Source organism: Altibacter sp. HG106 (genome assembly GCF_028561755.1).
In the GTDB taxonomy this organism is placed as follows: Bacteria; Bacteroidota; Bacteroidia; order Flavobacteriales; family Flavobacteriaceae; genus DFVG01.
Genome location: NZ_JAQQTD010000004.1, coordinates 33,710 through 60,310, shown reverse-complemented (window position 1 = coordinate 60,310; position 26,601 = coordinate 33,710). Strand labels below are relative to the sequence as shown.

The window sequence follows — 26,601 nt, the reverse complement described above, 5'->3', positions numbered from 1 at the left end:
TCCTAAGAGCATTTAACAAGAAGCTAACAGCTTATTTTTTCAACTTGCGCTTACCAACGGTTCGATTGAAGGGAATCCCCAGTTGCGTGGGAAGATCGTTGTCTAAATGGTCGGCCACGTCCACCCCGTACTGTATCTCTGATACCTTTTCATATAGGAAGGTGCCGAACAGCCGGTCCCAGATCGAGAACATATTTCCAAAATTGGTGTCCGTCCATGGCATTTCAAAATGATGATGAAATTTATGCATATTAGGCGTTACGAAAACCCAACTCACGGCTCGATCTAATCGCTCTGGAAGGGAAATATTAGCATGGGTAAGGTAGGTAAATAAAACGCTTAAAATCCTATAGAACAAATAGAAGGCTATTGGCATGCCCATAAGCACCACAGCGATAAGCGCAAAACTTTCGCGAATGATAAAATCAACAGGATGGTGTCTTGTTCCTGTAGTAACATCCACGTGCTTATCACTGTGATGCACGATATGAAGCCGCCACATCCACGGCACCTTATGAAGCAAGTAATGCACTCCATATTGAGAGATTAAATCTAATACCAATAGCGATAGCAATAGTTCCAACCAAATGGGAGCTTGTATTAGGTGAAGAAGTCCAAATTGCGCCTGTTCCAGCCAAATAAAAACACCGGCGGTTAGTATTCCGAAGAGGGCGTTAATCACCATCACAAAAAGCAACAACCACAAATTTACCCGGGCGTGTTTCCATTTATTGTAGGGGGTAAGTACGAGTCGGTAATAGCCTTCCAAGACCCAAAAAAAGCCAAGTACGATGAACACCCATCCTGCCTTCATCCATATAGGCATGGTTTCAAAAAAGGATAGGAAGGATTCCATCGGTTATCGTAAGATCTTTTGATATTCGTTAGGGCTGTTCAACACCTCAATGGCCGCTAGGATCTCAGGATTGTGGGTTACCTGATATTCGTACAAGCCTTCTCTGTAAAAATAGCGCTTCAATATTTCGTCACTAAGCAGCGATTTAATTTCCGCTTTTTTGGCGATAACCGCTTGGTCTTTTGCGACATCAATAGCTTCGGAAAGGCTTGCGTACGCTTTTGAAATGTCGCCGCTTAGATCGTCATCTTCCGCACGACGCATGGCTTCTGCAAACTCCTTCTCGGTTTCGGTTTCGTATTCAAAATCGTTCTTCTTCAAAAACTGAAGAAATTGCTGAAAATCCCCTTCCGAAAACTCAAAAGCGTTCCAATCGGTAAGTGTATTCCGATAGTAATAATCGGTGGCAAAATCGAAAATGGCATTGTCTTTTAGAAGGGCAGTCGTTATCGGACTAAAAACAGCGGTTTCCACTTCTATATCGGGCATGATGCCCCCACCATCGTACACCGTTCGCCCCCCTTTGGTTTTAAAGGAATTGTATTCTTTAGCATCCACTCGTATGGGGTCGCCGTTCTCATCCCGATTCCAATAGTCTAAGGCCTGAATGCAACGACCACTTGGCGTGTAGTAACGGGAAATAGTGACTTTCAATTGGGTGCCATAGGTAAGCTTCTTAGGACGTTGCACCAACCCTTTTCCGAAGCTTCGAGCCCCCACAATCACAGCCCTGTCAAGGTCTTGTAAGCCTCCGGAAACGATTTCACTTGCCGATGCGCTGCGTCCGTTAACCAGCACTACCAAAGGAATTTCGGTATCCACGGGTTCATTCCTCGTGGTGTAGGTGCGATTGTACTTTTCGATGACCGACTTGGTCGTAGTGATTACTTCGCCCTTAGGAACAAATAGGTTAACAATATTGATCGCCTCATTTAATAATCCTCCTGGATTTCCTCGGAGGTCCAGAATAATTTTTTCGGCCCCATCAATTTTTAAATCCTCTAAAGCGGCTTTGGTTTCTGTTGTGGTTTTGCGATTGAATTTAGACAATACGATGTACCCAATATTGTTGTCTAATAATTTGTAGAAAGGAACCGCATTCACTTCCACCTGTTGCCGTGTGAGCGTAGTTTTTTGAGTTTTCCCCTGGCGTTTAAAAGTAAGTTCTACAGTCGAACCTGGTGTTCCTTTCAGCAGCTCTCCCGCATCATCTTCAAAATCGGTTAAGGAAACATCGCCAATCTTTACAATCTCATCGCCGGCTTTGAGTCCGGCCTGATCTGCAGGATAGCCCTTAAAAGGCTCCACAATGGTAATCTTTTCTTTTTCGGTACGAACACTGGCGCCGATCCCGGTGTAGGTGCCGGAATTTTTTATGCGTGCATCTTCCACTTCTTGCTCATTCCAATAGACGGTGTAAGGGTCTAGGTCTTCCAACATGCCTTTGATCGCCTTGTCCATTAAGGTAGCGGGTGTTACCTCGTCTACGTAATTCATATTTAGCTCTTTGTAGAGCGTTGTAAAAATTTCGATCTGCTTGGCGATTTCGAAGAAATCGTTTTTTACAAAACCTGTGGAAACAACAAGGATGGCTGCAGCCACAACTGGGAGCACAAATTTCTTTTTAAAATAGTTCATACGGGCTTATTTTTTTGGCGCCTGGGGAACAGACCGCTTTCTACGGCGAATCCACCAGCGAATGAGTAAAATAGCGATTATCGCGATGAAAAACAAAGGCCATAAATACAGGATTCCCAGGAAGAATACCGAAATACCATCCCATCCGCCCTTCAGGGAGTTCAACATTTTTTGACCGTAAGAAACGGTAACACCGGTTTCGGTCGTTTGCTTGTAAAATTCAATAGAAAGGGTGCTCATCGCCACCTTATCTTTCAGATAGTTTAAGCGGCCCTGTTTGGCTTCAATTTCTTCGCGAATAGTTGATAGCTCTCGTTCGATCTCAAGCATTTCCTTCACGTTTTTTGCCTGCCGAAGCAACTCCAAATATCGATTTTCGAGCTCTCGCTTGGCCTTTAACCGGGCTTGAAGGTCTACGAACTCTTCGGTTACATCTCGGCGCGAAATGTCCTTTTGATCGAAATATTCTACGCCTTCTGAAATCCCATCGAGCATGGCCTGGAAGTTATTCGTGGGGACGCGAACCACCATATTTCGATAGTAGCGATTGTAATTCTTTCCAGAATTATCGCTGGCAACAAAACCTTGATATTGTTGCGTGAGTGAAAGAATTTTTTGATGCGTTTCTTCCGGGTTGTCCGTTTCAAAAGAAAGGCGGCCTTCTTTAATGATTTGTTGTTCCGTCCTTTCATCATCTACTTGGGCCACATCTTCTTCCATTTCAGTTACTTCCTCCAGCAGGATCGTTTCATCATACGCCATCGATTTTTCTTCCGAAGGATATGGGATGTCACTACTAGAGCCATTAGAACAACCTAAAATAAATCCAAACAATAAAATAACCAGTGTTTTCATAAGGATACCGTTTTAAGCAGTGCGACGATGGAGGAGGACAAGGCGTCGTACGGCATGGGTTTTTTGTGTATATAGATAAAGAGCAGCGCAAATTTCGGACCGTTTTCGCTGAGATGTTCATTTTTGTGTAAGCGATAGGCCTCTTTAAGTTGTCGTTTGATGCGGTTGCGCGCTACAGCCGACTTAAAATTTCGCTTCGGAACGGCAAAAGCTGCTTGATGATATTCTGCTCCCGCCACCGGAACATAGACCAGCTGCACCGGAAACTTTTTGGCGCGTTGTCCTGTTGCAAACAATTGTTGAAATACAGTTTTGCTTTTTAGACGTTCGGCTTTAGGAAAGGTTTTCTTCACAGGTTAAAGATAACAAAAGACCCTACAGCTTTATGGCGGTAGGGTCTTAATACATTTTGAAAGAAGCGTTTATTGAGCCTCCCACATATTGTTTTCCAAATTAATATCGGCCATACGTTGTGTCGCATCAATTTGTAGCGCTTTGATTTTCTTTCCGGAAGTCACTTCCACTTGATAGGTTGGGTACGCCCAGGCCCAATCAGGCTGCACCTTCCATGTCATTGTTGGAAACGGGTTCTTTTTCTCTGCCCGTGCCATTTGTAATGGGATATGCATGATTTCTTCGGAACCATCTTCGTACATCACATACAGGTCAATCGGCATCGGCATGAGTCCGATTCGCTCCAAGGTCACCGTCGTATTTCCATTAGGAGCCGTTTCTACTCCTTTAATTCCGTAGTCGACGGTATTGGTGGTTTGTGCAAAATCGGTCAAATACCAATCCAATTCAAAACCGGAAGCTTTTTCCGCGACGCGGATAAAATCATTAGGAGTGGGATGTTTAAAAGCCCAGTCTTTATAATAATCGTGTAAGGTTTTCTGAAGATTTTCTTCTCCAATAACATATCCTAATTGCCCCAAAAAGACAGCTCCTTTACCGTAGGCAGCAATCCCATACGATCGATTGGAGGCATAGCGATCGGCATGGGTGGTTTGTGGTTGTTCTTCGCCACTGGTGGCCAAGAACCGATACCCGCGATATGATCCGCTCAATGGGTTGGGGGATTGTTGATCCATTACTTCATTCATGGCCAAGGCAGAAATATAACTGGTAAAGCCCTCATCCATCCATTCATGCTTTGCTTCATTGGTCGCCATTAAAAACTGAAACCAGGTATGCGCCAGCTCATGGGCGGTAACACCCACCAGGCTATTGAATTCGCGTTCTCCAGTAATCAACGTACACATGGCGTATTCCATTCCTCCATCACCACCCTGGATCACAGAGTATTGCTTATAAGGATACTCACCAATATGCTCATTGAAATACGTCATGAGCTCTGCCGTTTTTGGCTGCAGATTCTTCCAGTTTTCTATGATTTCTGGATTGTTCTTATACAAAAAATGAAGTGTTACGCCATTCGGTCCTTCATAGGTGTCATGTATGTACTCATCATCAGCGGCCCAAGTGAAATCATGCACTTTAGGCGCTTTAAAATGCCAGGTATATTTTCCATTTTTGGGCTTCATTGCTTTGAGGCCCTTAGGACCATAACCGTGCCCCACTTCACTTGGGTTTTGCAAGTAACCCGTTCCGCCAATGGTATAATTCGCATCAATTGAAATTTTCACATCAAAATCACCCCAAACTCCATGAAACTCTCTCCCAATATATGGATCGGCATGCCACCCCTGAAAGTCGTATTCGGCTAATTTAGGATACCATTGTGTCATGGAAAGCGCAACGCCTTCGGCATTGTCTCTACCGCTTCTACGAATCTGGATGGGTACCTGCGCGTCCCACTCCATATTGAATGTGGTCGTTGTTCCCGGTTGAATAGGCTTGTCTAACGCTACTTCTAACACGGTGCCCACCACTTCGTACGAAAGGGCCACCCCGTCTTGCGTAAGCTTCGTCGGTTTGATGTAACCAATTTCGGTTGGACTCAATTTTGAGATGCGATCGCCAACGCGGGCATCGGGATCTTTTATAGTGCGTGAACGTACGTCCATTTCGCTTCCCGGTTGAAAGGCGTTAAAATATAGGTGGTAAAACACTCTATCGAGCACATCCGGAGAGTTGTTGGTATACACCAGTGTTTGTGTTCCCTTATATTGATGGGTTTCCACGTTCATGTCGATTTCCATAGTGTAATCGGCATGCTGCTGCCAGTAGGTTGTGTTGTTTTGCGCTTCGGAAAGTACTATAGAAGCGATTAACAATATGCAAGAAAGAATACCTTTCATTATCGAGACATTTTATCTGCCATGATCAAGGCATTATACATGTTTACCATTTTTCCAGACTTGGATATAGCATTAAAGTTTTGCGAGTTGCTAGGATCTCCGCCCAATACCACCGGACTTTTAGATGATAGTCCGCTATCCATAATAATCTGCTTTACTTGTACCGCCGTCAAGTTTGGATATAACGACCGGATGGTAGCAGCAACCCCTGAAACGGCTGGAGCCGCCATAGAAGTTCCTTGCAAATACTCGTAGGTGTTTAAGGGAGTTGTCGCCCAAATTTTAACTCCAGGCGCAAACACATCCACGTTCGAGTCGCCATAGTTTGAAAAATTGGCTACGAGCTCGCTTCCATACTTGTAATTGAGGGCCCCCACGGTGAGGACGTTATTTGCGTATTCTGGACCGGTTAGGGACTGATCGTTTGGATATACTTCAGTTTCGTCAAGATCGATGCCCTCGTTTCCGGCAGCATTTACAATAAGCACGTCTTTAGAAGCAGCGTATTTAATGGCATCTCGAACCCATTCCGGATGTGGAGAATAATATTTTCCGAAGCTGGTATTGATCACTTTCGCGCCATTATCTACTGCGTATCGCAAGGCCAGAGCGATGTCTTTGTCGTACTCATCTCCATCTGGCACGGCACGAACCACCATAATTTTTACGTTATCGGCAACTCCGTCGATACCAATACCATTGTTGCGTTGTCCGGCGATAATTCCGGCAACGTGTGTTCCATGGCGAGCGTCTTCTTTTTTCACATCTGGACCGTCTACATCCCCGTTTCCGTAGTATTTTGAACTAAAATCATCGGCGTCGTCGTTCAACACAGCACGGAAATCGGCTTCCAGATTAAAATGCGAATCCAAACGACCGGCAAAATAATCAACTCCGCCTTCCAGCTCTTTAAGCACTTCAGGAACGGTGTCGCCATAATTCAACATCTGTGTAAGCCCGGCGATGTATTGTTGCTCTGTTGGCGTGGCATTGGTAATGCCTGCAAGATCCTGGGCAGTATAATCTTCTTTTCCAAGCTTTTCACTTATTGCCTCATGCGCGGGACGCACTTGCTGAAGGATTTGCTCATATTGGGTTTTATTAGCCAAGGTCTCCTGATACTCTTTTTCGTATTCAGCCTTTGCTTTTTGGAATAACGCAAACTCTTCGCGGTTCGCGGCACTGATGGAGGCTTCCGACTTCCCTTCGTATTTAGGGCCTAGTTTTTTGACGTAGCGAACGTATTCCATGTTCTCTGCTACGATATCACCTAAGAAATTCCAGCCGTGAATATCATCTACATAGCCATTGTTGTCATCATCTTTTCCATTTCCAGCGATTTCATCTTCGTTTACCCAGATTACATTCTTTAGGTCCTCGTGTTCAATATCAACACCACTGTCTACTACTCCTACGATGACCGTTTGGCCTTTCCGCTTGTTGAGAAGTTCGGTATAGGCTTTGTCTACGCTCATCCCTGGAATGGTGTCGGCCACCAAATCGGCCGCCCCCCAACGTTTGTATTGCTCGTCGTTTAGGGGAGCTGTTTTTAACGGGTTGGTGTCAATATTTTCAATAGGAGTAGCTACAATGGGAGCCACTGAGCTTCCACAACTTGATAATACCGCAAAGGCACCTGCGGCAAGCAAAGAAGATTTAAATAGATTCATTTTCGTATTTAATTAATTAAAGAGTTCGTTACATGTAAATGTTTGGTCGAGTCGGACCCCCTTTTCCGTATGCTTTACGGTGATTATTTCATTGTGGGCGTCGTGTTCTAAAAACAAATAATATCCTTTGTCGGCTGCTTCGTTGAGGAACTTCTCTTTTTCAGGAAGCGTAAGAAGCGGTCTGGTGTCATATCCCATCACGTAAGGAAGCGGCAAATGTCCTGCCGTAGGAAGCAGGTCTGCCATAAATACTATGGTTTTATCCTGATAGGTGATATGCGGAATCATTTGTTTATCGGTATGTCCATCTGCAAAGAAGATGCCGAAATCCATTTCATTGGGTTCGGCAAAATCGACTTCCGGTCCGTTGACAAACTTCAATTGACCGCATTCCTGCATAGGGAGGATATTCTCTTTTAAAAAAGAGGCTTTTTCCCGACGGTTAGGATGAACCGCCCAACTCCAGTGATCTTGATTGCTCCAGAACGTCGCGTTTTTGAAAGCGGGTTCGTAGCCGGTTCGGTCTTTGTTCCACTGAATGCTTCCACCACAATGATCAAAATGAAGATGCGTCATAAACACATCGGTGATATCATCGGGATGAAATCCGTGTGCTTTTAGAGATTTTTCCAAAGAATCATCGCCCCATAGGTAGTAATATCCAAAAAACTTGTCGCTCTGTTTGTCTCCCATGCCCGTGTCGATCAATGTAAGGCGATCGCCGTTTTCAATGAGCAGGCATCGTGCTGCCATGTCGATCATGTTATGATTGTCTGCGGGGTTGGTTCGGGACCAAAGGCTTTTTGGAACGACTCCAAACATGGCTCCGCCGTCGAGCTTAAAGTTTCCGGAAGCAACAGGATATAATTTCATAGAATGCGCAAATTACTAAAAGTAAGGCGAACAAGCGATTTCGTTAAGGTATAATTAAGAATTTGGCGCATTTTGGTGTACGATGTAATGCCATAACTTTAAAATAAATAGGCCGCGCTCTCAAAAAATAGGGAAGCAGCTGTCCTTCTTTATTTTTTCGTGTATCTTGTTTCTTTTATTTTTACCAAAAAGAACGTGTATGTTAGAATTGGCCGCAATCATTGTTTTGGGAATTTTGGCCCAATGGGTTGCCTGGAAGTTTAAGCTTCCTGCGATACTTCCTTTAATTTTGATCGGACTCTTCGTTGGTCCCATGTCTACCCTGCTTTCAGAAGACGGAACCCAATGGATACAACCTATCTATAATGGGAGCGACGGACTCTTTCCAGACGAGAACCTCTTTTACTTCGTGTCGCTGGCCATTGGAATCATTCTCTTTGAAGGCGGACTAACCCTGCGACGAGGAGAAGTTTCGAAAATAGGTCCCGTTATCGGAAAACTTATTAGTTTGGGCAGCGCCGTCACATTTATTGGTGGCGGTATCGCGGCACACTACTTTTTTGGCCTCGACTGGCGAATGTCCTTTTTATTTTCAGCCCTTATCATTGTGACGGGTCCTACGGTAATCACGCCTATTCTTCGAAATATTCCGCTTAAGAAGGATGTTTCAGCCATCCTAAAATGGGAGGGCATTCTAATCGACCCTATTGGCGCCTTGGTAGCCGTTCTGGTCTTTGAGTTTATTAGTGTTGAAGGAGACGCGGGGTATACCAAGCAAGCCCTCATTGAGTTTGGAAAGATTGTGCTCATTGGTTTTTCCTTCGGAATTTCTGCCGGATGGGCGCTGTATTTTGCCATTAAACGTCGCCTCATTCCGCACTACCTCTTAAATGTGGTGGCACTTTCCTTTGTGCTAATGATCTTCGTTCTAAGCGATTTGTTTGCGCATGAAAGCGGACTTCTAGCGGTAGTGGTTATGGGAATGTATCTGGGGAATAGCGACCTGCCTAACCTCAAGGAGCTACTTTATTTTAAAGAGTCGTTGAGTGTCTTGTTGATTTCCATCCTATTCATCTTACTGTCAGCGAACATTAGCATCGATGACCTATTGTTGATCTACAATTGGAAAACGGCAGTGCTGTTAGCGGTAATCATATTTGTGCTGCGTCCCATAGGTGTGTTTCTCAGTACGGCCGGAAGCTCACTCAAGTACAATGAAAAAATGTTCATCAGTTGGGTTGGTCCCAGAGGAATCGTGGCCGCCGGTATCGCCTCGCTTTTCGGAACCAAACTCGTAAAAGAAGGGTTTCCCGGTGCCGAATATATTACGCCATTGGTCTTCGCGGTAGTACTCGTTACCGTGTTGCTTAATGCTGCGACGGCGCGGCTATTCGCTTCTGCCGTAGGGGTTTTCTTAAAAACCTCGGAAGGGATTGTGATCGTAGGCGCTTCCAAAGCATCTCGCCTCATTGGAAGCTACTTGATGAAAAACAAGCATCACGTGGTATTGGTAGACACCAACCGCAATAATATCGATAAGGCGCGTGAATTAGGACTGGAAGCGCTAAACGCCAATATTTACGCAGACGATCTTACCGACAACATCGAATTGAATGATGTAGGGTACCTGTTGGCGATGACTGGAAATGATGAAATCAATAAACAGGCGATCAAGCGCTACGAAGAATCGCTTGGAGAAAACGGTTCGTTCCGACTCTTAAATGCGGATGAGATGCGGGCCAAGAATAACCTGAACAATACCAATGTCATCTCGAAAACACATGATTACATTCGCCTTGCCGAAGTTGCGAGAGACTTTCCCTCTATCCAAGAATTACCTGTGAACAGTAAAGATCAGCTCATTAAGTTGTTAGGACATATAGAACAAGAGGTGAATGCAGTCGCCTTATTTCTGAAATATGAGGATGACGACATCAAATTGTTATCTACCCGTGAAAACTTGGAAGTATCTCAGGGTTGTGAGTTAGTCTACATGGGTAAACCGATTGATTTTGAGGATGTGCTGTCGGTTGCGAATGAAGAGGAAGATGACGACAATCCACCGGAGTAATATTTTCGAATTACGCCCGTTGTAAAAGATACGTCTTACGAAATGAAAAGAACCGTTCTTATTTGCGCCTCTATTCTGTTCTTCTTCTCCTGCGAGGATGATGAGGGCCGCACCTGTACTACGTGTCGTTCCGATCAGACGGCCAACTTTGAATTGTGTCGCGAAGGCAACGGGAATGCTTCCGTTAATGGAGATGACACTAATACCCCATATGATCGTTACGTAGAAGACTTACGCGAAACCGGCGTAAGCTGCGGAGGAATTTAATCGTTCAGCTTTAAAACGGCCATAAACGCTTCCTGCGGAATTTCTACATTACCTACAGCGCGCATCCGTTTCTTCCCTTTCTTTTGCTTTTCTAACAGCTTTCGTTTACGAGAAATATCGCCCCCGTAACACTTTGCCGTGACATCCTTCCGAAGTGCCTTAACGGTTTCTCTAGCGATAATTTTTGCACCGATTGCTGCCTGGATGGGGATGTCGAATTGTTGCCTCGGAATGAGGGTTCGCAACTTTTCACACATCTTTTTACCGATGTCGTATGCGTTATCCTGGTGCAATAAGGCAGACAATGCATCTACCGTGTTTCCGTTTAATAAGACATCTACCTTTACTAACTTCGAAGTTCGCATACCGATAGGCGAGTAGTCAAAGGAAGCGTAGCCGCGCGAAACGGTTTTCAGCCGATCGTAGAAATCGAATACGATTTCGGCCAGCGGCATATCAAAAGACAACTCAACTCGTTCGGTTGTTAAATAAGTTTGGTTTGTAATTTGACCGCGTTTTTCAATACATAAAGACATCACCGGCCCCACAAAATCGGCTTTCGTGATGATGGTTGCCTTGATATAAGGCTCTTCTACGTGATCAAGCGTAGAAGGATCGGGGAGGTCACTTGGGTTGTTTACCAAGATCGCCTCTTCGGGCTCCTTGGTGGTGTATGCGTGATAGGAAACGTTAGGAACCGTTGTAATTACGGTCATGTCGAATTCTCGCTCCAAACGCTCCTGAATAATTTCTAGGTGCAACATTCCTAAGAATCCGCAGCGAAACCCAAATCCGAGCGCCGCCGAACTTTCCGGTTGAAAAACTAATGACGCGTCATTAAGCTGAAGCTTCTCCATGGAAGCACGCAGCTCTTCGTAATCTTCGGTATCAACAGGGTAGATTCCTGCGAATACCATAGGTTTTACATCTTCAAACCCTTCGATCATATTGGTAGTGGGCTGTTTTGCATCGGTGATGGTATCCCCAACTTTTACTTCCCTCGCATCTTTAATTCCGGTGATCAAATACCCTACGTCTCCGGTTTTAATGACTTGCTTCGGCAGCTGTTTCAGCTTTAAGGTTCCCACCTCATCGGCAAAATAGTTTTTGCCAGTAGCCATGAACTTTATCTGCTGCCCTTTTTTGATTTCCCCATTTAAGACGCGAAAATACGTTTCTACACCCCGAAACGGATTGTACACCGAATCGAAGATCAAGGCCTGTAGCGGCTCATCAGCTACCCCCTTGGGAGCGGGTACTCGTTCGATGATGGCGGCGAGAATTTCTTCAATTCCCAATCCGGTTTTTGCGCTGGCCGGAATTACTTCATCAGCATCACAACCCAAGAGATCAACAATATCGTCGGTCACCTCTTCCGGATTGGCAGAAGGAAGGTCTACCTTGTTCAACACAGGGATGATTTCAAGGTCGTTTTCCAGGGCTAAATATAGATTTGAAATGGTTTGCGCCTGAATACTTTGCGCGGCATCGACCACTAACAGCGCTCCTTCACAAGCCGCAATACTTCTAGAAACCTCATACGAGAAATCAACGTGACCGGGGGTATCGATTAGGTTTAATGTGTAGGTTTCGCCTTCGTGGGTGTACTCCATTTGAATGGCGTGGCTCTTAATGGTGATACCACGTTCTCGTTCTAGGTCCATACTGTCCAAGAGCTGCTCTTTTTTTTCACGGTCGGTTACAGAACCCGTAAAATCAAGCAGCCGATCGGCTAACGTACTTTTCCCATGATCGATATGGGCAATGATGCAAAAATTTCGAATGTTTTTCATAGTCAATAAGGCTTCCGGAATTCAACATAACTCCCGTCGAAAGCAGGATGCAAATATAACTGAAAAAGAGGGGAAACGATAGCAGATGAAGAATTCCTGTGCGTTTTTGGCAATTTAAGCCACATTATTTGTAATAACACTCTTTTTTAAAGTATACTTGTTATTACTTTGCACCGCTAAATGCAAGATTAACAGACCGCCAAACTTATGTCTCGAGCACTCATTCTCTTAGTGCTATGTGTTTTTATTACGTCACATGCCCAGCAGGTTTCCGTACAGGGAACTGTCGTCGATAATGCCAATAAGCCAGTATCTTTTGCGACGGTATTGTTGCTTGACGCTTCTGGCGAAACATCCTTGCAGGGAACCGCTACAGATGAGGACGGAAGCTTCCGCTTGCAGCCTGTAAATTCAGGGTCCTATACGTTACAAATTAGCTACCTCGGCTTTCAAACCCAAACGCTCTCGCTTTCGCTTCCGAAGGACAACCCGCTAGGAACTATCACATTAGTCGAGAACACCGAACAGCTTGGAGAGACCGTGATCACTTCTAAAGAACCGATACTCCGAAAAGAACCGGGAAAACTTGTTTTTACTATAGAGAATACGGCGTTAGCAACCGGCAATACCTTCGACCTTCTTAAAAAAACGCCAGGAGTAGTGGTGTTGGGGAATGATATTCAGATCAAATTTAGTACGCCGGTTATTTATATCAACGACAAGCGGGTCTACTTGTCCGCTTCGGAAGTGGCGTCGCTTTTACAAAACACCGATGCTTCAGCAATCAAAGAAATTGAGGTCATTACCAATCCTTCCGCACAGTTTGATGCGGAAGCGGGAACGGCGCTCAATATTAAGACCTCCCGAGCCATCGCTATTGGTTATAAAGGAACAGTTTCCGGAACCTACGAACAGGCGGTCTTTGCCAAATACAATGTGGCTACCTCCCACTTTTATAAAAATAACTGGCTAAACCTGTACGGAAGCTATAGTTTTAGTCCGAGAAAGGAACTGAAACAAGATGATAACGCTATTGAGTTTTTTAACCCAGATAATAGTACGAAGAGTTTTTGGGAAACCGACTTTTCAAGAATAACGCGTAGTTACGCGCATCAGGCCAACTTGGTGGCAGATATCGAAATTAATGAAGCCAATAGTCTCAATCTAAATGTGAGCGGACAGGTATCGCCGGACAAAACATATCAGAACGATGTGTTTGGGATTATCTCCAATGCCCAGCAGCAGCGCGACTCTACGTTCAATACCAACAGCTTTTTAGAAAATGACACAGCGACGTTTTCCACAGCTGTGACCCACGACCTCACCCTAAATGATAAAGGGGCCTCCCTTCGTACCACAGTTAATTATATTCGGTATCAGTTTGACCAAATGCAACAGGTGAACACACGTTATTTTTCGCCAGACAATGCGATCCTTAGAAACAACCGTTTTCGGACGGAAGCGCTGCAGGAAACAGCCATCTTTAGTGGTCAGACCGACGTAACTACCTCGATTGGCGGGATGTCGTTTTCTGGCGGACTCAAATATTCGTATATCGATACGGAAAGCGGTTTGGATTTCTTTGATTCCGATTTGGAAGCCACGCCACAGTTCAATGACGCATTATCTGACCTATTCTTGTATCAGGAGAAAATTTATGCCGCCTATGCCGAAGCCTCTAAAGAAGGAGAGCGATGGAGTGCGGTTTTCGGACTGAGAGCAGAGTATACCGATGTAAACGGAGATTCACAATCCTTAGGAGTGGTCAATACGCAATCGTATTTTGAGCTTTTTCCCAATGTTTCGGTGCAACACACCTTGAAAAATCAGAATACGATAGGTCTTAGCTATGCGCGACGTATTCAGCGGCCACGCTACCAGAGCTTAAATCCGTTTCGATATTTTTTGAATGAAAATAATTTCAGCGGCGGAAACCCAAACCTTCGACCTTCTATTGAAAACAAGATTTCACTGGAGTACGCCCACAAACGGAAACTTTTTATTGAAGCGTATTACCAGCATCATAAAAATTACCTTGACAAACTCACATTTCAAGATAACGAAAACAGCACGCTCTTTACTGTGGATGCCAATTTGATAGAAGAGTTTCAGTACAGCCTTGATATTATCTACAATTCGTATGTGCGTCCCTGGTGGTATTTGAGCGTGGTCACGTCAAGCTTCTACATTGAAAATGAATTTTTCAGTATTGCGAGTCCGCAAGAAACGGCGAGCAACAGTACCTATGGGTTTTTCGGTCAGACCTTCCACCGCCTTACCCTTTCAAAAGAAGCAAATTGGACGGCAGATATCGTAGCCTACTACTTTTCTAATTTGATCGCGGGCTCTTTTTCGTATAAAAATAGATTTAACCTGTCGGTCTCCTTCCGAAAATCCTTCTGGGACGATCGCGCTTCGTTAACCATGGGAGTCGATGATATCTTTTTTACCGACCCTATTCGCTTAACCTCTCGTTATTACAATCAGAACAATAGTTATTTAGCGCGTGGACCGTCCCGATTATTTCGCGTTGGGTTTCAATACAACTTCGGAAACGCGCGTCTTCGTGACAACCGAGGCACTATTGAAAGCGACGAAGGCGATCGATTGGAGTAATTTACTACCTACAAATTCCTTATTTTTGCAGCATGGCAATGATTGGCGATATCGATGTGGGCGACTTTCCGCTCTTGTTAGCTCCCATGGAAGATGTGAGCGACCCTCCATTTCGCGCCTTGTGTAAAGAGCAAGGAGCTGACGTGGTGTACACAGAGTTTATTTCTTCGGAAGGCTTAATTCGCGACGCAGCAAAAAGTGTTATGAAGCTCGACATCTACGAAAAGGAACGCCCGGTTGGAATTCAGATTTTTGGAGCGGTGCTGGAATCTATGTTGAAAAGTGTAGAAATTGTGGAAGCCAGCGGCCCGGATATCATCGACATCAATTTTGGATGTCCTGTAAAGAAGGTCGTTTCAAAAGGAGCCGGTGCCGGGATTTTAAAAGACATTGACCTGATGGTGTCTCTCACGGAAGCGATGGTAAAACACACCAAGCTACCCGTGACCGTAAAGACACGCTTAGGATGGGATCACGACTCTATAAAAATCGTTGAGGTAGCCGAGCGGCTGCAGGACGTTGGCTGTAAAGCCATTTCAATACACGGACGGACGCGAGCCCAAATGTACAAGGGCGAAGCGAATTGGAAACCCATTGCTGAAGTGAAGAATAATCCGAGAATGCATATTCCTGTCTTCGGAAACGGCGACGTCGATACTCCCGAACGTGCGGTCGAAATGCGAGATGTCTATGGGTTAGACGGCGCGATGATAGGAAGGGCAAGTATTGGGTATCCTTGGTTTTTTAAGGAAGTAAAACACTTTATGGCCACCGGAAAACACTGCGACCCGCCAAGCATGCAGGAGCGGGTTGACGCGGCTCGCAGACACCTGCAAATGGCTATCGACTGGAAAGGCGAACGGCTAGGGGTATTCGAGACAAGAAGGCATTATACAAATTACTTTAAAGGCATCCCCAATTTCAAGCCGTTTCGAATGAAAATGGTAACGAGCGACGAACCGCAAGGCGTTTTTGATGCCTTCGACGAGGTGCTGGCGGAGTTTGGAGATTATCAATTCGCCTAAGTAAGCAACGGAGCCCGTACCCGACTGGCGGCTATTTTAGAGGCGAGAAGTCCCAGGATAAAAATCGTTCCGAAGACCACAAGAACATTAGGCAAGGTGAGTTGCATGGGGTAGGGAAGCGTGGCCGTAATATACACCCACTTAAATTGAAGTTGCCCCCAAACGATGCCAATTCCCAGCAAGATACCCAATATCCCTCCCAAGGTGGTCATTAATACCCCTTGTAAGAAGAAAATATTTCTGATTTCCCCTAAGGTGGCCCCCAGATTATAAAGGGTTTTAATGTTTTTTCGTTTGTCGAGAATCATCATAATGATAGACCCAATCACATTGAACAGGGCAATAATCATAACCAGGGTAAAAATCAAGTAGACCGCAATGTTTTCCGTATTTAGCATTTTATACAGGGCATCATTCTGCTGAATGCGGTTTTTCACGCTAATCTCTTCGGAAAAAATAGATTGCAACTGGCCGCGAAGTTCTTCTTCATCGGCGGAGGGCGCCATCTTAATTTCTAAAGAGGAAAGTGTTTGCGCATCCATCTCAAGCAATTTCCGTGCGGTTTCGATATCGCTAAAAACGTAGGCATTATTGGCATCCTCATTCACATCATACACGCCAGAAACGACCGCAGAAGTGGTATTAAAAGCATTGGCGGCATCGAGCGCTGTAATTTGACCCGTTCCCGGTTTCGGAACATATAACTGTAAAAAATCGGTGTAGTCGTACGTGCCGATAGAGAGTTTATAGGCGGTTCCGAATCCCATAACAACTTCTCCGTCACCTGGCGTAAACCACTGTCCCACCGCCAAGATACTATCCAACGGCTTTACGGAACCATAAGAAGCACCCACTCCTTTAATTGAAGCGATGGCGTTCTTCCCTTTGAACTGCAAGAAAACGCGTTCCTGGACTACCTGCGCATAAGAAGCGACACCAGGCAAAGCCTTCAGCTTAGCTTCAGAGGCTTCAGAAAAACGAAGGGTTTTCCCTGATGCGGGAACCACTTTTAGATCACTATCGAAAAAATTACTGAACTGAAGACTAAAATCTTTCAGTCCTGAAAAGGCCGAAAGTACAATAAACAACGCCATTGCCCCTACGATGACACCCACTGCTGCGATAATAGAAATTATGTTTATTGCGTTGCTGCTGCTTTTTGAGAACAAGTACCGCTTTGCGATGTAGAGCGAGAACCTCACGCTATTTCTTCTTACGGCGATCCAAAAGATCTGGGTTTTCTAAAGGATTTTCACTGCCTTTTACCGCTTTTTCGATGTTCTCAATATAGTCAAGGCTATCGTCATTATAGAAGATAAGCTCTGGCATTTTTCGTAATTGATGCTTCACTTTCTGCGCCACGTCATGTTTTATTTTTGGCGCCATTTGCTTGATCTCAGAAACCAGCGACTCAGCTTTGTCGGATGGAAAAACACTTAGGTATACTTTAGCAACCGAAAGGTCTACCGTCACGGAAACTTTTGTAACCGTGACAATGATATGAAGCTGACCGGCTTGTCGGAGCAAGTTTTGGATGGTTTGTGCGAGGTCTTCTTGCAATACGCCCGCAATCTTCTTTTGTCGATTACTTTCTGTCATGCTACAAAAATACGACAATATCACTGAATAGTAGGAGGATCGGCTGGGTCTTCTTATTTTTGAGCAGAACGAATAATATAGCCTATGAACAAAGTAGAACACATCGGCATTGCCGTAAAAGACATTGTGTCAGCCAATAAAACCTACGAAGCCCTGTTAGGAGTGGCGCCATATAAATCGGAAACAGTAGAAAGCGAAGCGGTGACCACTTCTTTTTTTCAGTGTGGAGAGACCAAGATTGAATTGCTAGAAGCGACCCGAGAAGATAGCGCGATCGCAAAATCGATTGTAAAGCGCGGGGAAGGGGTGCACCACATTGCATTTTCGGTAGAGGATATCGAAGCCGAGATTGCCCGGCTCTCTGAGTTAGGTTTTACGGTATTGAACGAACGCCCAAAACGTGGAGCTGACAATAAATGGGTAGCCTTCTTACACCCCAAGTCGGCTCATGGAGTACTCGTAGAATTGTGTCAGGAGATACGAGAATAAGGTAGTACACACATTTTTAAGGAAATAATTTGAAGTGATTGCAAAGAGTTTTACATTTGCAGCTTATTTTTTAGGTCCCATAGCTCAGCTGGTTAGAGCACCTGACTCATAATCAGGGGGTCCTTGGTTCGAGCCCAAGTGGGACCACTATAATTGACAGATCCACTGATGCGCTGTTCGATGGGGAGAAGGAATGTAAAAGCGAGCAGTTGAAATGTCTTGTTTCTGTAACGAAAATATACTAGAAGTTTAAAAAATTCGTTTCTAGGAAGCATTTGCACGATCAAAAACATACTGTTAAAACGTTGATAACTAATTTTTTTCTTTGTTGTTAAAAAAATTTTGTTACTTTAGCCCACTAATATGCGACCCCAAATCGTAATCATACTAACCGTGGTATTCACTGGTTTGACAAACACTGCTATGCTAGCACAGTCTACCGGTATTGATTCTGGACCACCACCCCCTCCCCAAAGGACCACACCAGAGCTACCTTTGGATGGATGGATTCCTGCATTAATTATATTGGCTATTCTTTACGGAGGCTACATCGCTTACAAGCGATGGAGCGCTACCGATACGCCTGCATAATTCTACTAACATATTTTCCGATCACGTCAAATTCTAAATTGACCCGTGTTCCGTCTGCTAATTCTCGAAACGTAGTGTGCGCTAACGTATAGGGAATAATGGCAACACTAAACCGATCTTTTTCAGAATTGACCACAGTTAAACTCACTCCGTTAACCGTAATGGATCCTTTTTCCACTGTGATGTTGCCTTTGGAAGCGTCATAGGTGAAGGTGAAAATAGTACTGCCCGCAGCTTCTTCAATAGCCACACAAGTGGCGGTCTGATCTACATGGCCCTGAACCAAGTGCCCGTCCAATCGGTCGCCCAACTTCATGGCGCGTTCAAGATTTATCGGGCTGCCCTTCTGCAGTTCGCCCAAATTGCTTTTAACTAAGGTTTCCCGTATGGCGGTTACGGTATATACTGTTGCAGAGACATCCACCACCGTAAGACAAACCCCATTATGGGACACGCTTTGATCTATTTTCAGCTCAGTCGCCAAGCTACTCTCAACAGTAATGTGGAGGTTTTCGCGCTCAGACACCAATTTTTTTACCCTTCCAACTGTTTCAACAATTCCTGTGAACATTATAAAGCCTTTAAGTACATTTGTAGGAGATACAAAAGTAAGCATATAGCTTCGACAATTATGGGAAAGAAAAAGAAAATAGTTGTGGGAATCTCTTTAGGAGACCTTAACGGCGTGGGTAGCGAAATCTTATTGAAAACGTTCAAGGATACGCGGATGCTAGAGCTTTGTACTCCAGTTGTTTTCGCGAATACCAAGCTCATTTCGCATTATAAGAAGCTGTATCAAATCGACCTGAGCGTCCACGGTATCGACCAGGTGAAGTCTGTAGTACATCAAAAATTCAATGTGGTGAACGTCTGGAAGGAATCCGTGACGGTATCGCTTGGAGAAGAAGACAAAAACGCAGGAGCATACGCCATACGCTCCTTAAAAGCTGCGGTACAGGCATTGAAAAACGCAGAGATTGACGTTTTGGTCACTGCCCCTATTCACAAATCCAATGTGCAATCTGAGTCCTTTCAATTTCCCGGGCACACCGATTATCTCGCTCAGGAACTCGAAGGCGATAGTTTAATGCTTATGGTTTCAGGACCGCTACGGGTAGGGTTGCTTACCGACCACGTCGCTGTCAAAGATGTGCCCAAGCATATCACTAAAGAACGAATTCACAGGAAGATCCAAACCATTTACAATACGCTTATTCAGGATTTCAGAATACGCACGCCCAAAATTGCGGTATTGGGCATCAATCCACATACGGGGGATAATGGTGTTATCGGGAAAGAAGACGATGAGGTGCTGCGCCCTGCCCTGGAAGAACTCCGAAAGACAGGAAAAATCGTCATGGGTCCCTACGCGGCCGACAGTTTTTTTGGTTCCGGAAATTATAAAAATTTTGACGCGATCATTGCGTCATATCACGATCAGGGACTTATTCCGTTCAAAACGCTTGCCTTCGGAAAGGGTGTTAATTTTACGGCCGGATTGAATAAAATCAGAACGTCGCCCGACCACGGCACCGCTTTCGATGTGGCCGGGAAGAATCAGGCCAACCCCGAATCCTTTAAGGAAGCCGTATTTACAGCAATCGACATTTACAAGGCTCGGAAAGAATACCAGAAAATCAGCAAAAATGTGCTGCCGGTAAGCAAGAAAAAACCACATTCTAAAAAGAGAAGCTAAAAGCCTTTTCCATTCAATTATTTTTTTATCTTTGCACCCGCCTTATAGACAAGGTGATGGTGTAACCAAGGAGAGATTATGGAGGAATTGAAAGAATTTACGATCTCCTTCGCGGGATTGAAAGTTGGAGAACACCGGTTTGATTTTGACATTGACAATTCGTTCTTTACACATTTTGAATATCAGGAATTTAACGAAGCTAAGATTCACGCGGAACTGCTTTTAGTAAAAAAAGCGACCCTGCTAGAGTTGACGTTAACCTTTAATGGAGTGGTAAATGTTGCTTGCGATGTAAGCAATGAGCCGTATGATCAACAGATTGACGGATCGTATCACTTTGTGGTGAAGTATGGTGAAATGTATGATGATTCGGAAGAAGACATTATCATTCTTCCACATGGAAGCCATCAGATTAACATTCAACAGCAAGTATACGAATCGATAGTGCTTTCTATTCCGCAGAAAAGAATCCACCCTGGCGTCGAGGACGGCACCTTGGATAGCGAGATACTCAAAAAACTAGAAGAATTGCAACCGAATGCCGATCAGCATTCCAAAGGCGATGCAGATGAAACCGATCCCCGATGGGACGAATTAAAGAAATTATTAACGGATAAATAATAGAAGGTAATGGCACATCCTAAGAGAAAAATCTCGAAAACTAGAAGAGATAAAAGAAGAACACATTACAAAGCCACTGCTCCTCAAATTGCGACTGATCCAACCACTGGAGAGGCACATTTGTTTCACAGAGCGCATTGGCACGAAGGAAAACTTTACTACCGAGGCCAAGTTGTTATTGACGCTGCCGAAGAAGTAGAGGCATAAACTTCTGAACCCTATAAACATACAACTCTCGCATTTTTGTGAGAGTTTTTTGTTGTGTTATATTTTCCCAAAAAAAGCTATTTTCGCCCAGCTTTTGCGGTTTTTTTAGTAATTTTCTAGCCTTTTAGGTTCATTTTGAGCCTATTTCGAAACGGAAAACTCTATGAGTAATATCACTGCAGCCATTACTGCTGTTGGAGGCTATGTGCCTGAATACGTGCTTACCAACCAAATATTGGAAACGATGGTCGATACCAACGACGAGTGGATTACCACGCGAACAGGTATCAAAGAACGCCGCATTTTAAAAGATGCCAATAAAGGAACTTCCTACCTTGCCATAGAGGCTGCAAAAGATGTTTTAAAGAAAAGCAATACCAACCCAGCAGACATCGATATGGTGATTATGGCTACAGCCACACCAGACATGCCTGTTGCATCGACCGGCGTTTACGTTGCCACCCAAATAGGAGCCATAAACGCTTTTTCATTTGATTTGGTCGCGGCCTGCTCCAGTTTTCTTTACGGAATGTCTACCGCAGCACGCTACATTGAGTCTGGGAAATACAAGAAAGTACTCCTTATAGGAGCCGATAAAATGTCTTCCATTATAGATTACGACGATAGAACCACCTGTATCATTTTTGGTGACGGCGGAGGCGCGGTACTTTTTGAACCGTCTACGGAAGGCTTTGGCGTACAAGATGAAATTTTACGGTCGGATGGCATCGGGCGACAAAGCTTAAAGATCGATGCGGGCGGATCGCTGTTGCCGCCTTCCATTGAAACCGTTCAGAACAAGCAACACTACGTTTTCCAAGACGGTAAAACCGTTTTTAAATTTGCTGTTTCCAACATGGCCGATGTCAGTGAAAAAATTATGACAAGAAACGGTCTAACAGGAGAAGACGTATCCTGGTTGGTACCACATCAAGCCAATCGAAGAATTATTGACGCAACCGCAAAACGCATGAATCTTCCAGACGAGAAGGTCATGATGAACATTCATAAATACGGCAATACAACCTCAGCAACCCTCCCACTTTGTTTAGTTGACTACGAACAGCAACTGAAAAAGGGGGATAACATTGTGTTTGCCTCTTTTGGAGGTGGATTTACATGGGGAGCACTGTATGTTACCTGGGCGTATGACCCATCATAGAAACTAAACCAAAAAAACATGGAATTAAAAGAAATTCAAAACTTAATTAAGTTCGTGGCAAAGTCTGGCGCCAGTGAAGTCAAACTGGAGATGGATGATGTAAAAATTACCATACGCACAGAAAGTAAAGACGCCAAGGGTAAGGCTGAAACAACCTACATCCAACAATTGCCCGCCATGCAGGTCCCACAGCAATCGGCTCCACAAACAGCAGCTCCTGTGGCGACACAACCAGCGGAAGAAGCAGCCCCTAAGGCCGCAGCTGATGACGACGCTAAATACATTACGGTTAAATCTCCTATTATCGGAACCTTCTACCGAAAACCTTCTCCGGATAAACCGGCTTTTAAAGAAGTGGGAGACTCGGTGGCGACGGGCGACGTGTTGTGTGTTATTGAAGCCATGAAACTCTTCAACGAAATAGAGAGCGAAGTTTCCGGAAAGATCGTGAAAGTATTGGTAGATGACGCTTCTCCGGTAGAATTCGACCAGCCGTTATTCCTGATCGACCCATCATAACTGTTTTGATTCCGAAAAGCTTTTCGGCATTTACAAGTGCTGCTGATTTGTAGCTTCGGATTCCTAAAAACGAAACTATATGTTTAAGAAAATACTCATAGCAAATAGGGGGGAAATCGCACTACGTGTGATTAGAACCTGTAAAGAAATGGGCATCAAAACGGTGGCCGTATATTCCAAAGCCGATGAAGAGAGTCTTCATGTACGCTTTGCAGATGAAGCGGTATGTATTGGCCCGGCGCCTAGTAGCGAGAGCTATTTGAAAATATCAAATATTATTTCCGCAGCCGAGATTACGAATGCGGATGCCATCCATCCTGGATACGGATTCCTATCAGAAAATGCGAGATTTTCCAAAATCTGTGGAGAGCACAACATTAAGTTCATCGGCGCCAGCCCCGAGATGATCGAGAAAATGGGGGATAAGGCAACAGCCAAAGCCACCATGAAGGAAGCGGGAGTGCCTTGTGTTCCCGGAAGTGAAGGGGTGATTGAGGACTTTGAAACCTGCAAGAAATTAGCCAAAGAAACAGGCTATCCTGTGATGCTAAAGGCGAGTGCCGGTGGCGGTGGAAAAGGAATGCGTGCTGTATGGAAGGAAGAACACCTAGAAGAAGCCTGGGAATCGGCTCGAAAGGAAAGTAAAGCGGCCTTCGGGAATGACGATATGTATATGGAAAAGCTCATCGAAGAGCCACGACATATTGAAATTCAGATTGTGGGAGATAGCACCGGAAAGGCATGTCACTTAAGCGAGCGTGATTGCTCCATCCAACGTCGCCACCAGAAATTAACGGAAGAGACTCCAAGCCCATTTATGACGAAAAAACTTCGTGAAGACATGGGGAAAGCCGCGGTGAAAGCCGCCGAGTATATTCAGTATGAAGGTGCCGGAACGGTTGAATTTTTGGTCGATAAACACCGAAACTTCTACTTCATGGAGATGAACACACGAATTCAGGTGGAGCACCCAATTACAGAGCAGGTTATCGATTTCGATCTAATTCGGGAACAAATTTTAGTCGCGGCAGGAGTGCCCATCTCTGGAAAGCACTACACACCCAACCTCCACTCAATTGAGTGCCGTATCAATGCGGAGGATCCGTATAACAATTTTAGACCTTCCCCTGGGAGAATCACAACGCTACACGCACCAGGAGGCCATGGAGTACGATTAGACACGCATGTATATGCTGGCTATATCATTCCGCCGAACTACGATTCAATGATCGCAAAGTTGATTACGACAGCGCAAACCAGAGATGAAGCGATTAATAAAATGAAGCGTGCGCTAGACGAATTTGTGATTGAAGGTATTAAGACAACCATTCCATTTCACAGGCAGCTCATGGACCACCCGGACTATGTAAAGGGTAACTATACCACGGCTTTCATGAATGACTGGAAAATGAACGAGGTACCGGAAGAAGAATAAAGCGACGGTACACAGAATAATACAACACGGAAGCATTCATTGGGCGAATTACCCGGTGAATGCTTTTTTAATGACCACGCATGGTACACCATCTTTCTTATTGGGAGCAGAACACATGGCTAGAAGATATTGATCATGCTGTTATTGGAGGTGGAATCGTAGGCTTGAATTGTGCCTTGCAATTGCGCAAGCGATTTCCAGAAGCTAAAATTGTGGTGTTCGAACGCGGCATGCTTCCCAATGGTGCAAGTACAAAAAATGCTGGGTTCGCTTGCTTTGGAAGCGTATCAGAAATCTTGGCCGATCTCGAAACGCATTCTGAAGAGGAAGTGATTGCGCTCTTACGGCAGCGATGGGAAGGACTACAGTTTCTTCGGAACCAATTGGGAGATGATGTTCTCCAGTTTCAGCAGCTAGGGGGTTATGAAGTTTTTCTAAATAAGGATCGTGTACTCTGGGATCGCTGTACCGAACAGATGGAATACATCAATCAATTAGCAAAACACGCTATTTCTACTGAAAAAAACCTTTTTTTGATAAAAAACAGCTCTTTTTCGTTTCAAAACACTCATAAAGAAGTAATTTTTAATCGCTTTGAGGGGCAACTTCATCCCGGCGCGATGGTTCATGGGTTAACGCGAAATGCAATCGAGAAGGGAATATATTTACTAAATAATACTGAAATCAAGTCATTTTCATCAAAAAACGGCCAAAATGAACTGGTTTTGGATGGTTTTGGAGTTATTCCCGTAAAAAACATTTGTGTTGCTACGAATGGCTTCGCAAACCAATTTCTTTCCGAAGATATTACACCGGCCAGAGCGCAAGTAGTCATTACAAACCCTATTAAAGGTATGCCCATTCAAGGGACATTCCATTTAGACCGAGGGTATTATTATTTTCGAAATGTAGGCGATCGTTTGCTTTTAGGAGGGGGTAGAGAATTGGATTTTTCCGCAGAAGAGACAACGGAAAACGGACTTACTTCCTTGGTACAAAACAAACTAGAGACCTTATTGCGCACAACAATTCTACCTCATGCACCGTTCTCCATAGACCGTCGCTGGAGCGGAATTATGGGGGTGGGGCCACAGAAAAAGCCAATTGTTAAAAAAGTGGCGCCCCGGTGTTATTGTGGAATTCGATTGGGAGGTATGGGCGTAGCCATAGGAAGTTCTGTGGGGGTTCAGCTTGCGAATTTGGTGGAATCTAAATGATTAAACGACTCTTTACATTCATTTTAAAAGCTATCGGTTGGTTCGTGGTACTGAGCCTGCTTTGGGTTGTCTTGTACAAGTATGTACCCGTACCTTATACACCATTAATGGCGATCCGCAGTCTTTCAGAAGACGATTATCCTGAAATTCAACATGAATGGAAAGCAATTGAGGATATAGCCGTGGCTGCACAACTTGCCGTGGTGTGTTCTGAAGACCAGCATTTCATCCGACACAATGGATTTGACTACGAGGCGATTAAAAAAGCGTACGAAAAAAACCGAGAAGGAAAACGGTTAAGGGGCGGGAGCACTATTTCGCAACAGACCGCCAAAAACGTGTTTCTTTGGCCGGAGCGCAGTTGGTTGCGTAAGGGGCTGGAAGCCTATTTCACCTTTCTGATTGAGCAGTTGTGGAGCAAAGAACGGATCCTGGAAGTCTACCTCAATAGTATTGAAATGGGAGAAGGCGTGTTTGGGGTTGAAGCCGCCGCGCAATACTGGTTTCAAAAGTCGGCTAAAGAATTGACAACACGGGAAGCAAGTCTCATTGCGGCCGTTCTTCCAAACCCCAGAACCTATCGCGCTAACCCGGCGAGTAATTATATTCAAAAACGCAGTTCTTGGATTCAGCGGCAGATGAAGAATTATGGTAGCTTTTCACTCAACCCCAAACCCGATGACTCCCAAGATGAATAAAAAGGATCTTTTACAAGCCTGTTTTCTTCACGTACAGCAGAAGAAAGAGAGCGTAGAAAAACGCCTAGCGGCCATCGTAGAATCACTTCAACAAGCTACGAAGAGCAGTGCCGGGGATAAACATGAAACCGGAAGGGCAATGTTGCAATTAGACCGGGAGAACCTAGGAAAGCAATTGGCGGAGATTGAAAAAACACAGGCGGTGCTCAAGCGCATTGATTTATCTGGGGATTCAGCTCACATTAGGCACGGAAGTGTCGTGATCACCGATGCAGGAAACTATTTCTTGAGTGCTTCCGTAGGGGCTATCGAAATGAAGGGCGATACTTACTATTGCATTTCTGTTCAGTCACCTATGGGAAAAGCCCTGCTTGGCCAACAGGAAGGCAACTCGGTTTCCTGTAACGGTCGTAATGTACTAATACGTCAATTGCTGTAAAAG

General features: G+C 44.7%; 26 protein-coding genes and 1 tRNA gene. 16 read left to right on the top strand and 11 right to left on the bottom strand.

The annotated features are described in order from the left end of the window. Positions 1-31 precede the first annotated feature (31 nt). The 7 genes from PO830_RS07565 to PO830_RS07535 all read right to left on the bottom strand — a co-directional run bounded on the left by PO830_RS07565 (position 32) and on the right by PO830_RS07535 (position 8,153). Entirely contained in the window at positions 32-856 is an 825-nt protein-coding gene (locus tag PO830_RS07565) for a sterol desaturase family protein (RefSeq protein WP_272852942.1), read from the bottom strand. 3 nt (positions 857-859) lie between these two features. Next, a complete protein-coding gene (locus PO830_RS07560) occupies positions 860-2,494 on the bottom strand; it encodes a S41 family peptidase (protein ID WP_272852941.1) in 1,635 nt (544 codons plus the stop codon). 6 nt (positions 2,495-2,500) lie between these two features. Beyond that, the gene (locus PO830_RS07555; RefSeq protein ID WP_272852940.1) at positions 2,501-3,349 is read right to left on the bottom strand and encodes a DUF4349 domain-containing protein; all 849 of its coding nucleotides are present in this window, start codon (positions 3,347-3,349) and stop codon (positions 2,501-2,503) included. Next, positions 3,346-3,702 (bottom strand): ribonuclease P protein component, encoded by a 357-nt coding sequence (gene rnpA / locus PO830_RS07550; protein ID WP_272852939.1) that lies wholly within the window; start codon positions 3,700-3,702, stop codon positions 3,346-3,348. Before rnpA ends, PO830_RS07555 begins: the two co-directional genes overlap by 4 nt. Before the next feature lie 69 nt (positions 3,703-3,771). Beyond that, positions 3,772-5,610, bottom strand: a complete 1,839-nt coding sequence (locus PO830_RS07545) for a M1 family metallopeptidase (protein WP_272852938.1) — start codon at positions 5,608-5,610, stop codon at positions 3,772-3,774. Next, complete coding sequence (locus PO830_RS07540; RefSeq protein WP_272852937.1) at positions 5,610-7,280, bottom strand: S8 family peptidase; 1,671 nt, start codon at positions 7,278-7,280, stop codon at positions 5,610-5,612. Before PO830_RS07540 ends, PO830_RS07545 begins: the two co-directional genes overlap by 1 nt. 12 nt (positions 7,281-7,292) lie before the next feature. After that, positions 7,293-8,153, bottom strand: a complete 861-nt coding sequence (locus PO830_RS07535) for an MBL fold metallo-hydrolase (RefSeq protein WP_272852936.1) — start codon at positions 8,151-8,153, stop codon at positions 7,293-7,295. A gap of 199 nt (positions 8,154-8,352) precedes the next feature. On the opposite strand from PO830_RS07535, the gene PO830_RS07530 reads away from it, so the two are divergent. Further along, the gene (locus PO830_RS07530; RefSeq protein WP_272852935.1) at positions 8,353-10,224 is read left to right on the top strand and encodes a cation:proton antiporter; all 1,872 of its coding nucleotides are present in this window, start codon (positions 8,353-8,355) and stop codon (positions 10,222-10,224) included. A gap of 42 nt (positions 10,225-10,266) precedes the next feature. After that, positions 10,267-10,491: a hypothetical protein gene (locus PO830_RS07525; protein ID WP_272852934.1), complete on the top strand. Its 225-nt coding sequence runs from the start codon at positions 10,267-10,269 to the stop codon at positions 10,489-10,491. On the opposite strand, the gene lepA is transcribed toward PO830_RS07525, so the two are convergent. Further along, a complete protein-coding gene (gene lepA / locus PO830_RS07520) occupies positions 10,488-12,284 on the bottom strand; it encodes a translation elongation factor 4 (RefSeq protein WP_272852933.1) in 1,797 nt (598 codons plus the stop codon). The genes PO830_RS07525 and lepA overlap by 4 nt on opposite strands. Before the next feature lie 207 nt (positions 12,285-12,491). Here lepA and PO830_RS07515 point away from each other — a divergent pair, with 207 nt between their 5' ends. Both PO830_RS07515 and dusB read left to right on the top strand, forming a co-directional pair. Then, on the top strand, positions 12,492-14,900 hold the full coding sequence (locus tag PO830_RS07515) for an outer membrane beta-barrel protein (RefSeq protein WP_272852932.1): 2,409 nt from the start codon (positions 12,492-12,494) through the stop codon (positions 14,898-14,900). A gap of 32 nt (positions 14,901-14,932) precedes the next feature. Further along, entirely contained in the window at positions 14,933-15,925 is a 993-nt protein-coding gene (dusB, locus tag PO830_RS07510) for a tRNA dihydrouridine synthase DusB (RefSeq protein ID WP_272852931.1), read from the top strand. On the opposite strand, the gene PO830_RS07505 is transcribed toward dusB, so the two are convergent. Further along, a complete protein-coding gene (locus tag PO830_RS07505; protein WP_272852930.1) occupies positions 15,922-17,127 on the bottom strand; it encodes an ABC transporter permease in 1,206 nt (401 codons plus the stop codon). The two genes, dusB and PO830_RS07505, sit on opposite strands and share 4 nt — an antisense overlap. Before the next feature lies 1 nt (position 17,128). Beyond that, positions 17,129-17,524, bottom strand: a complete 396-nt coding sequence (gene rbfA, locus PO830_RS07500; RefSeq protein WP_272852929.1) for a 30S ribosome-binding factor RbfA — start codon at positions 17,522-17,524, stop codon at positions 17,129-17,131. Between the two features lie 84 nt (positions 17,525-17,608). Between rbfA and mce the strand changes: the two genes are divergently transcribed. The 3 genes from mce to PO830_RS07485 all read left to right on the top strand — a co-directional run bounded on the left by mce (position 17,609) and on the right by PO830_RS07485 (position 18,604). Then, positions 17,609-18,013 (top strand): methylmalonyl-CoA epimerase, encoded by a 405-nt coding sequence (gene mce, locus PO830_RS07495; RefSeq protein WP_272852928.1) that lies wholly within the window; start codon positions 17,609-17,611, stop codon positions 18,011-18,013. 73 nt (positions 18,014-18,086) lie between these two features. Next, positions 18,087-18,160 (top strand) — tRNA-Ile (locus PO830_RS07490). A 216-nt stretch (positions 18,161-18,376) separates the two neighbouring features. Further along, complete coding sequence (locus PO830_RS07485; protein WP_272852927.1) at positions 18,377-18,604, top strand: hypothetical protein; 228 nt, start codon at positions 18,377-18,379, stop codon at positions 18,602-18,604. Here the strand turns inward: PO830_RS07485 and PO830_RS07480 are convergent. After that, positions 18,585-19,175 (bottom strand): riboflavin synthase, encoded by a 591-nt coding sequence (locus PO830_RS07480; RefSeq protein WP_272852926.1) that lies wholly within the window; start codon positions 19,173-19,175, stop codon positions 18,585-18,587. The two genes, PO830_RS07485 and PO830_RS07480, sit on opposite strands and share 20 nt — an antisense overlap. A 60-nt stretch (positions 19,176-19,235) precedes the next feature. On the opposite strand from PO830_RS07480, the gene pdxA reads away from it, so the two are divergent. The 9 genes from pdxA to PO830_RS07435 all read left to right on the top strand — a co-directional run bounded on the left by pdxA (position 19,236) and on the right by PO830_RS07435 (position 26,598). Next, a complete protein-coding gene (gene pdxA, locus PO830_RS07475; RefSeq protein WP_272852925.1) occupies positions 19,236-20,300 on the top strand; it encodes a 4-hydroxythreonine-4-phosphate dehydrogenase PdxA in 1,065 nt (354 codons plus the stop codon). Between the two features lie 78 nt (positions 20,301-20,378). Further along, positions 20,379-20,921 carry a YceD family protein gene (locus tag PO830_RS07470; protein WP_272852924.1) on the top strand — a complete coding sequence of 181 codons (543 nt, stop codon included), beginning with the start codon at positions 20,379-20,381 and terminating at the stop codon, positions 20,919-20,921. A 9-nt stretch (positions 20,922-20,930) separates the two neighbouring features. Further along, positions 20,931-21,128, top strand: coding sequence for a 50S ribosomal protein L32 (rpmF, locus tag PO830_RS07465; RefSeq protein WP_272852923.1), 198 nt, complete (start codon positions 20,931-20,933; stop codon positions 21,126-21,128). Between the two features lie 163 nt (positions 21,129-21,291). Next, entirely contained in the window at positions 21,292-22,290 is a 999-nt protein-coding gene (locus tag PO830_RS07460) for a beta-ketoacyl-ACP synthase III (RefSeq protein ID WP_272852922.1), read from the top strand. An 18-nt stretch (positions 22,291-22,308) separates the two neighbouring features. Further along, entirely contained in the window at positions 22,309-22,809 is a 501-nt protein-coding gene (accB, locus tag PO830_RS07455) for an acetyl-CoA carboxylase biotin carboxyl carrier protein (RefSeq protein ID WP_272852921.1), read from the top strand. Between the two features lie 79 nt (positions 22,810-22,888). Continuing rightward, positions 22,889-24,244, top strand: coding sequence for an acetyl-CoA carboxylase biotin carboxylase subunit (gene accC, locus PO830_RS07450; protein WP_272852920.1), 1,356 nt, complete (start codon positions 22,889-22,891; stop codon positions 24,242-24,244). An 80-nt stretch (positions 24,245-24,324) separates the two neighbouring features. Continuing rightward, positions 24,325-25,461 carry an NAD(P)/FAD-dependent oxidoreductase gene (locus tag PO830_RS07445; RefSeq protein ID WP_272852919.1) on the top strand — a complete coding sequence of 379 codons (1,137 nt, stop codon included), beginning with the start codon at positions 24,325-24,327 and terminating at the stop codon, positions 25,459-25,461. Beyond that, entirely contained in the window at positions 25,458-26,159 is a 702-nt protein-coding gene (mtgA, locus tag PO830_RS07440; protein ID WP_272852918.1) for a monofunctional biosynthetic peptidoglycan transglycosylase, read from the top strand. The genes PO830_RS07445 and mtgA overlap by 4 nt, the downstream gene beginning before the upstream one ends. Beyond that, positions 26,152-26,598 (top strand): GreA/GreB family elongation factor, encoded by a 447-nt coding sequence (locus PO830_RS07435; RefSeq protein WP_272852917.1) that lies wholly within the window; start codon positions 26,152-26,154, stop codon positions 26,596-26,598. Before mtgA ends, PO830_RS07435 begins: the two co-directional genes overlap by 8 nt. Positions 26,599-26,601: the final 3 nt, after the last annotated feature.

Bases quoted from the DNA above. Each gene is read 5' to 3' on its own strand.
- PO830_RS07565 (WP_272852942.1), bottom strand. From the start codon at position 856: ATGGAATCCTTCCTATCCTTTTTTGAAACCATGCCTATATGGATGAAG.
- PO830_RS07560 (WP_272852941.1), bottom strand. From the start codon at position 2,494: ATGAACTATTTTAAAAAGAAATTTGTGCTCCCAGTTGTGGCTGCAGCC.
- PO830_RS07555 (WP_272852940.1), bottom strand. From the start codon at position 3,349: ATGAAAACACTGGTTATTTTATTGTTTGGATTTATTTTAGGTTGTTCT.
- PO830_RS07545 (WP_272852938.1), bottom strand. From the start codon at position 5,610: ATGAAAGGTATTCTTTCTTGCATATTGTTAATCGCTTCTATAGTACTT.
- PO830_RS07540 (WP_272852937.1), bottom strand. From the start codon at position 7,280: ATGAATCTATTTAAATCTTCTTTGCTTGCCGCAGGTGCCTTTGCGGTA.
- PO830_RS07535 (WP_272852936.1), bottom strand. From the start codon at position 8,153: ATGAAATTATATCCTGTTGCTTCCGGAAACTTTAAGCTCGACGGCGGA.
- PO830_RS07530 (WP_272852935.1), top strand. From the start codon at position 8,353: ATGTTAGAATTGGCCGCAATCATTGTTTTGGGAATTTTGGCCCAATGG.
- PO830_RS07525 (WP_272852934.1), top strand. From the start codon at position 10,267: ATGAAAAGAACCGTTCTTATTTGCGCCTCTATTCTGTTCTTCTTCTCC.
- lepA (WP_272852933.1), bottom strand. From the start codon at position 12,284: ATGAAAAACATTCGAAATTTTTGCATCATTGCCCATATCGATCATGGG.
- PO830_RS07515 (WP_272852932.1), top strand. From the start codon at position 12,492: ATGTCTCGAGCACTCATTCTCTTAGTGCTATGTGTTTTTATTACGTCA.
- dusB (WP_272852931.1), top strand. From the start codon at position 14,933: ATGGCAATGATTGGCGATATCGATGTGGGCGACTTTCCGCTCTTGTTA.
- rbfA (WP_272852929.1), bottom strand. From the start codon at position 17,524: ATGACAGAAAGTAATCGACAAAAGAAGATTGCGGGCGTATTGCAAGAA.
- mce (WP_272852928.1), top strand. From the start codon at position 17,609: ATGAACAAAGTAGAACACATCGGCATTGCCGTAAAAGACATTGTGTCA.
- PO830_RS07485 (WP_272852927.1), top strand. From the start codon at position 18,377: ATGCGACCCCAAATCGTAATCATACTAACCGTGGTATTCACTGGTTTG.
- PO830_RS07480 (WP_272852926.1), bottom strand. From the start codon at position 19,175: ATGTTCACAGGAATTGTTGAAACAGTTGGAAGGGTAAAAAAATTGGTG.
- pdxA (WP_272852925.1), top strand. From the start codon at position 19,236: ATGGGAAAGAAAAAGAAAATAGTTGTGGGAATCTCTTTAGGAGACCTT.
- PO830_RS07470 (WP_272852924.1), top strand. From the start codon at position 20,379: ATGGAGGAATTGAAAGAATTTACGATCTCCTTCGCGGGATTGAAAGTT.
- rpmF (WP_272852923.1), top strand. From the start codon at position 20,931: ATGGCACATCCTAAGAGAAAAATCTCGAAAACTAGAAGAGATAAAAGA.
- PO830_RS07460 (WP_272852922.1), top strand. From the start codon at position 21,292: ATGAGTAATATCACTGCAGCCATTACTGCTGTTGGAGGCTATGTGCCT.
- accB (WP_272852921.1), top strand. From the start codon at position 22,309: ATGGAATTAAAAGAAATTCAAAACTTAATTAAGTTCGTGGCAAAGTCT.
- accC (WP_272852920.1), top strand. From the start codon at position 22,889: ATGTTTAAGAAAATACTCATAGCAAATAGGGGGGAAATCGCACTACGT.
- PO830_RS07445 (WP_272852919.1), top strand. From the start codon at position 24,325: ATGGTACACCATCTTTCTTATTGGGAGCAGAACACATGGCTAGAAGAT.
- mtgA (WP_272852918.1), top strand. From the start codon at position 25,458: ATGATTAAACGACTCTTTACATTCATTTTAAAAGCTATCGGTTGGTTC.
- PO830_RS07435 (WP_272852917.1), top strand. From the start codon at position 26,152: ATGAATAAAAAGGATCTTTTACAAGCCTGTTTTCTTCACGTACAGCAG.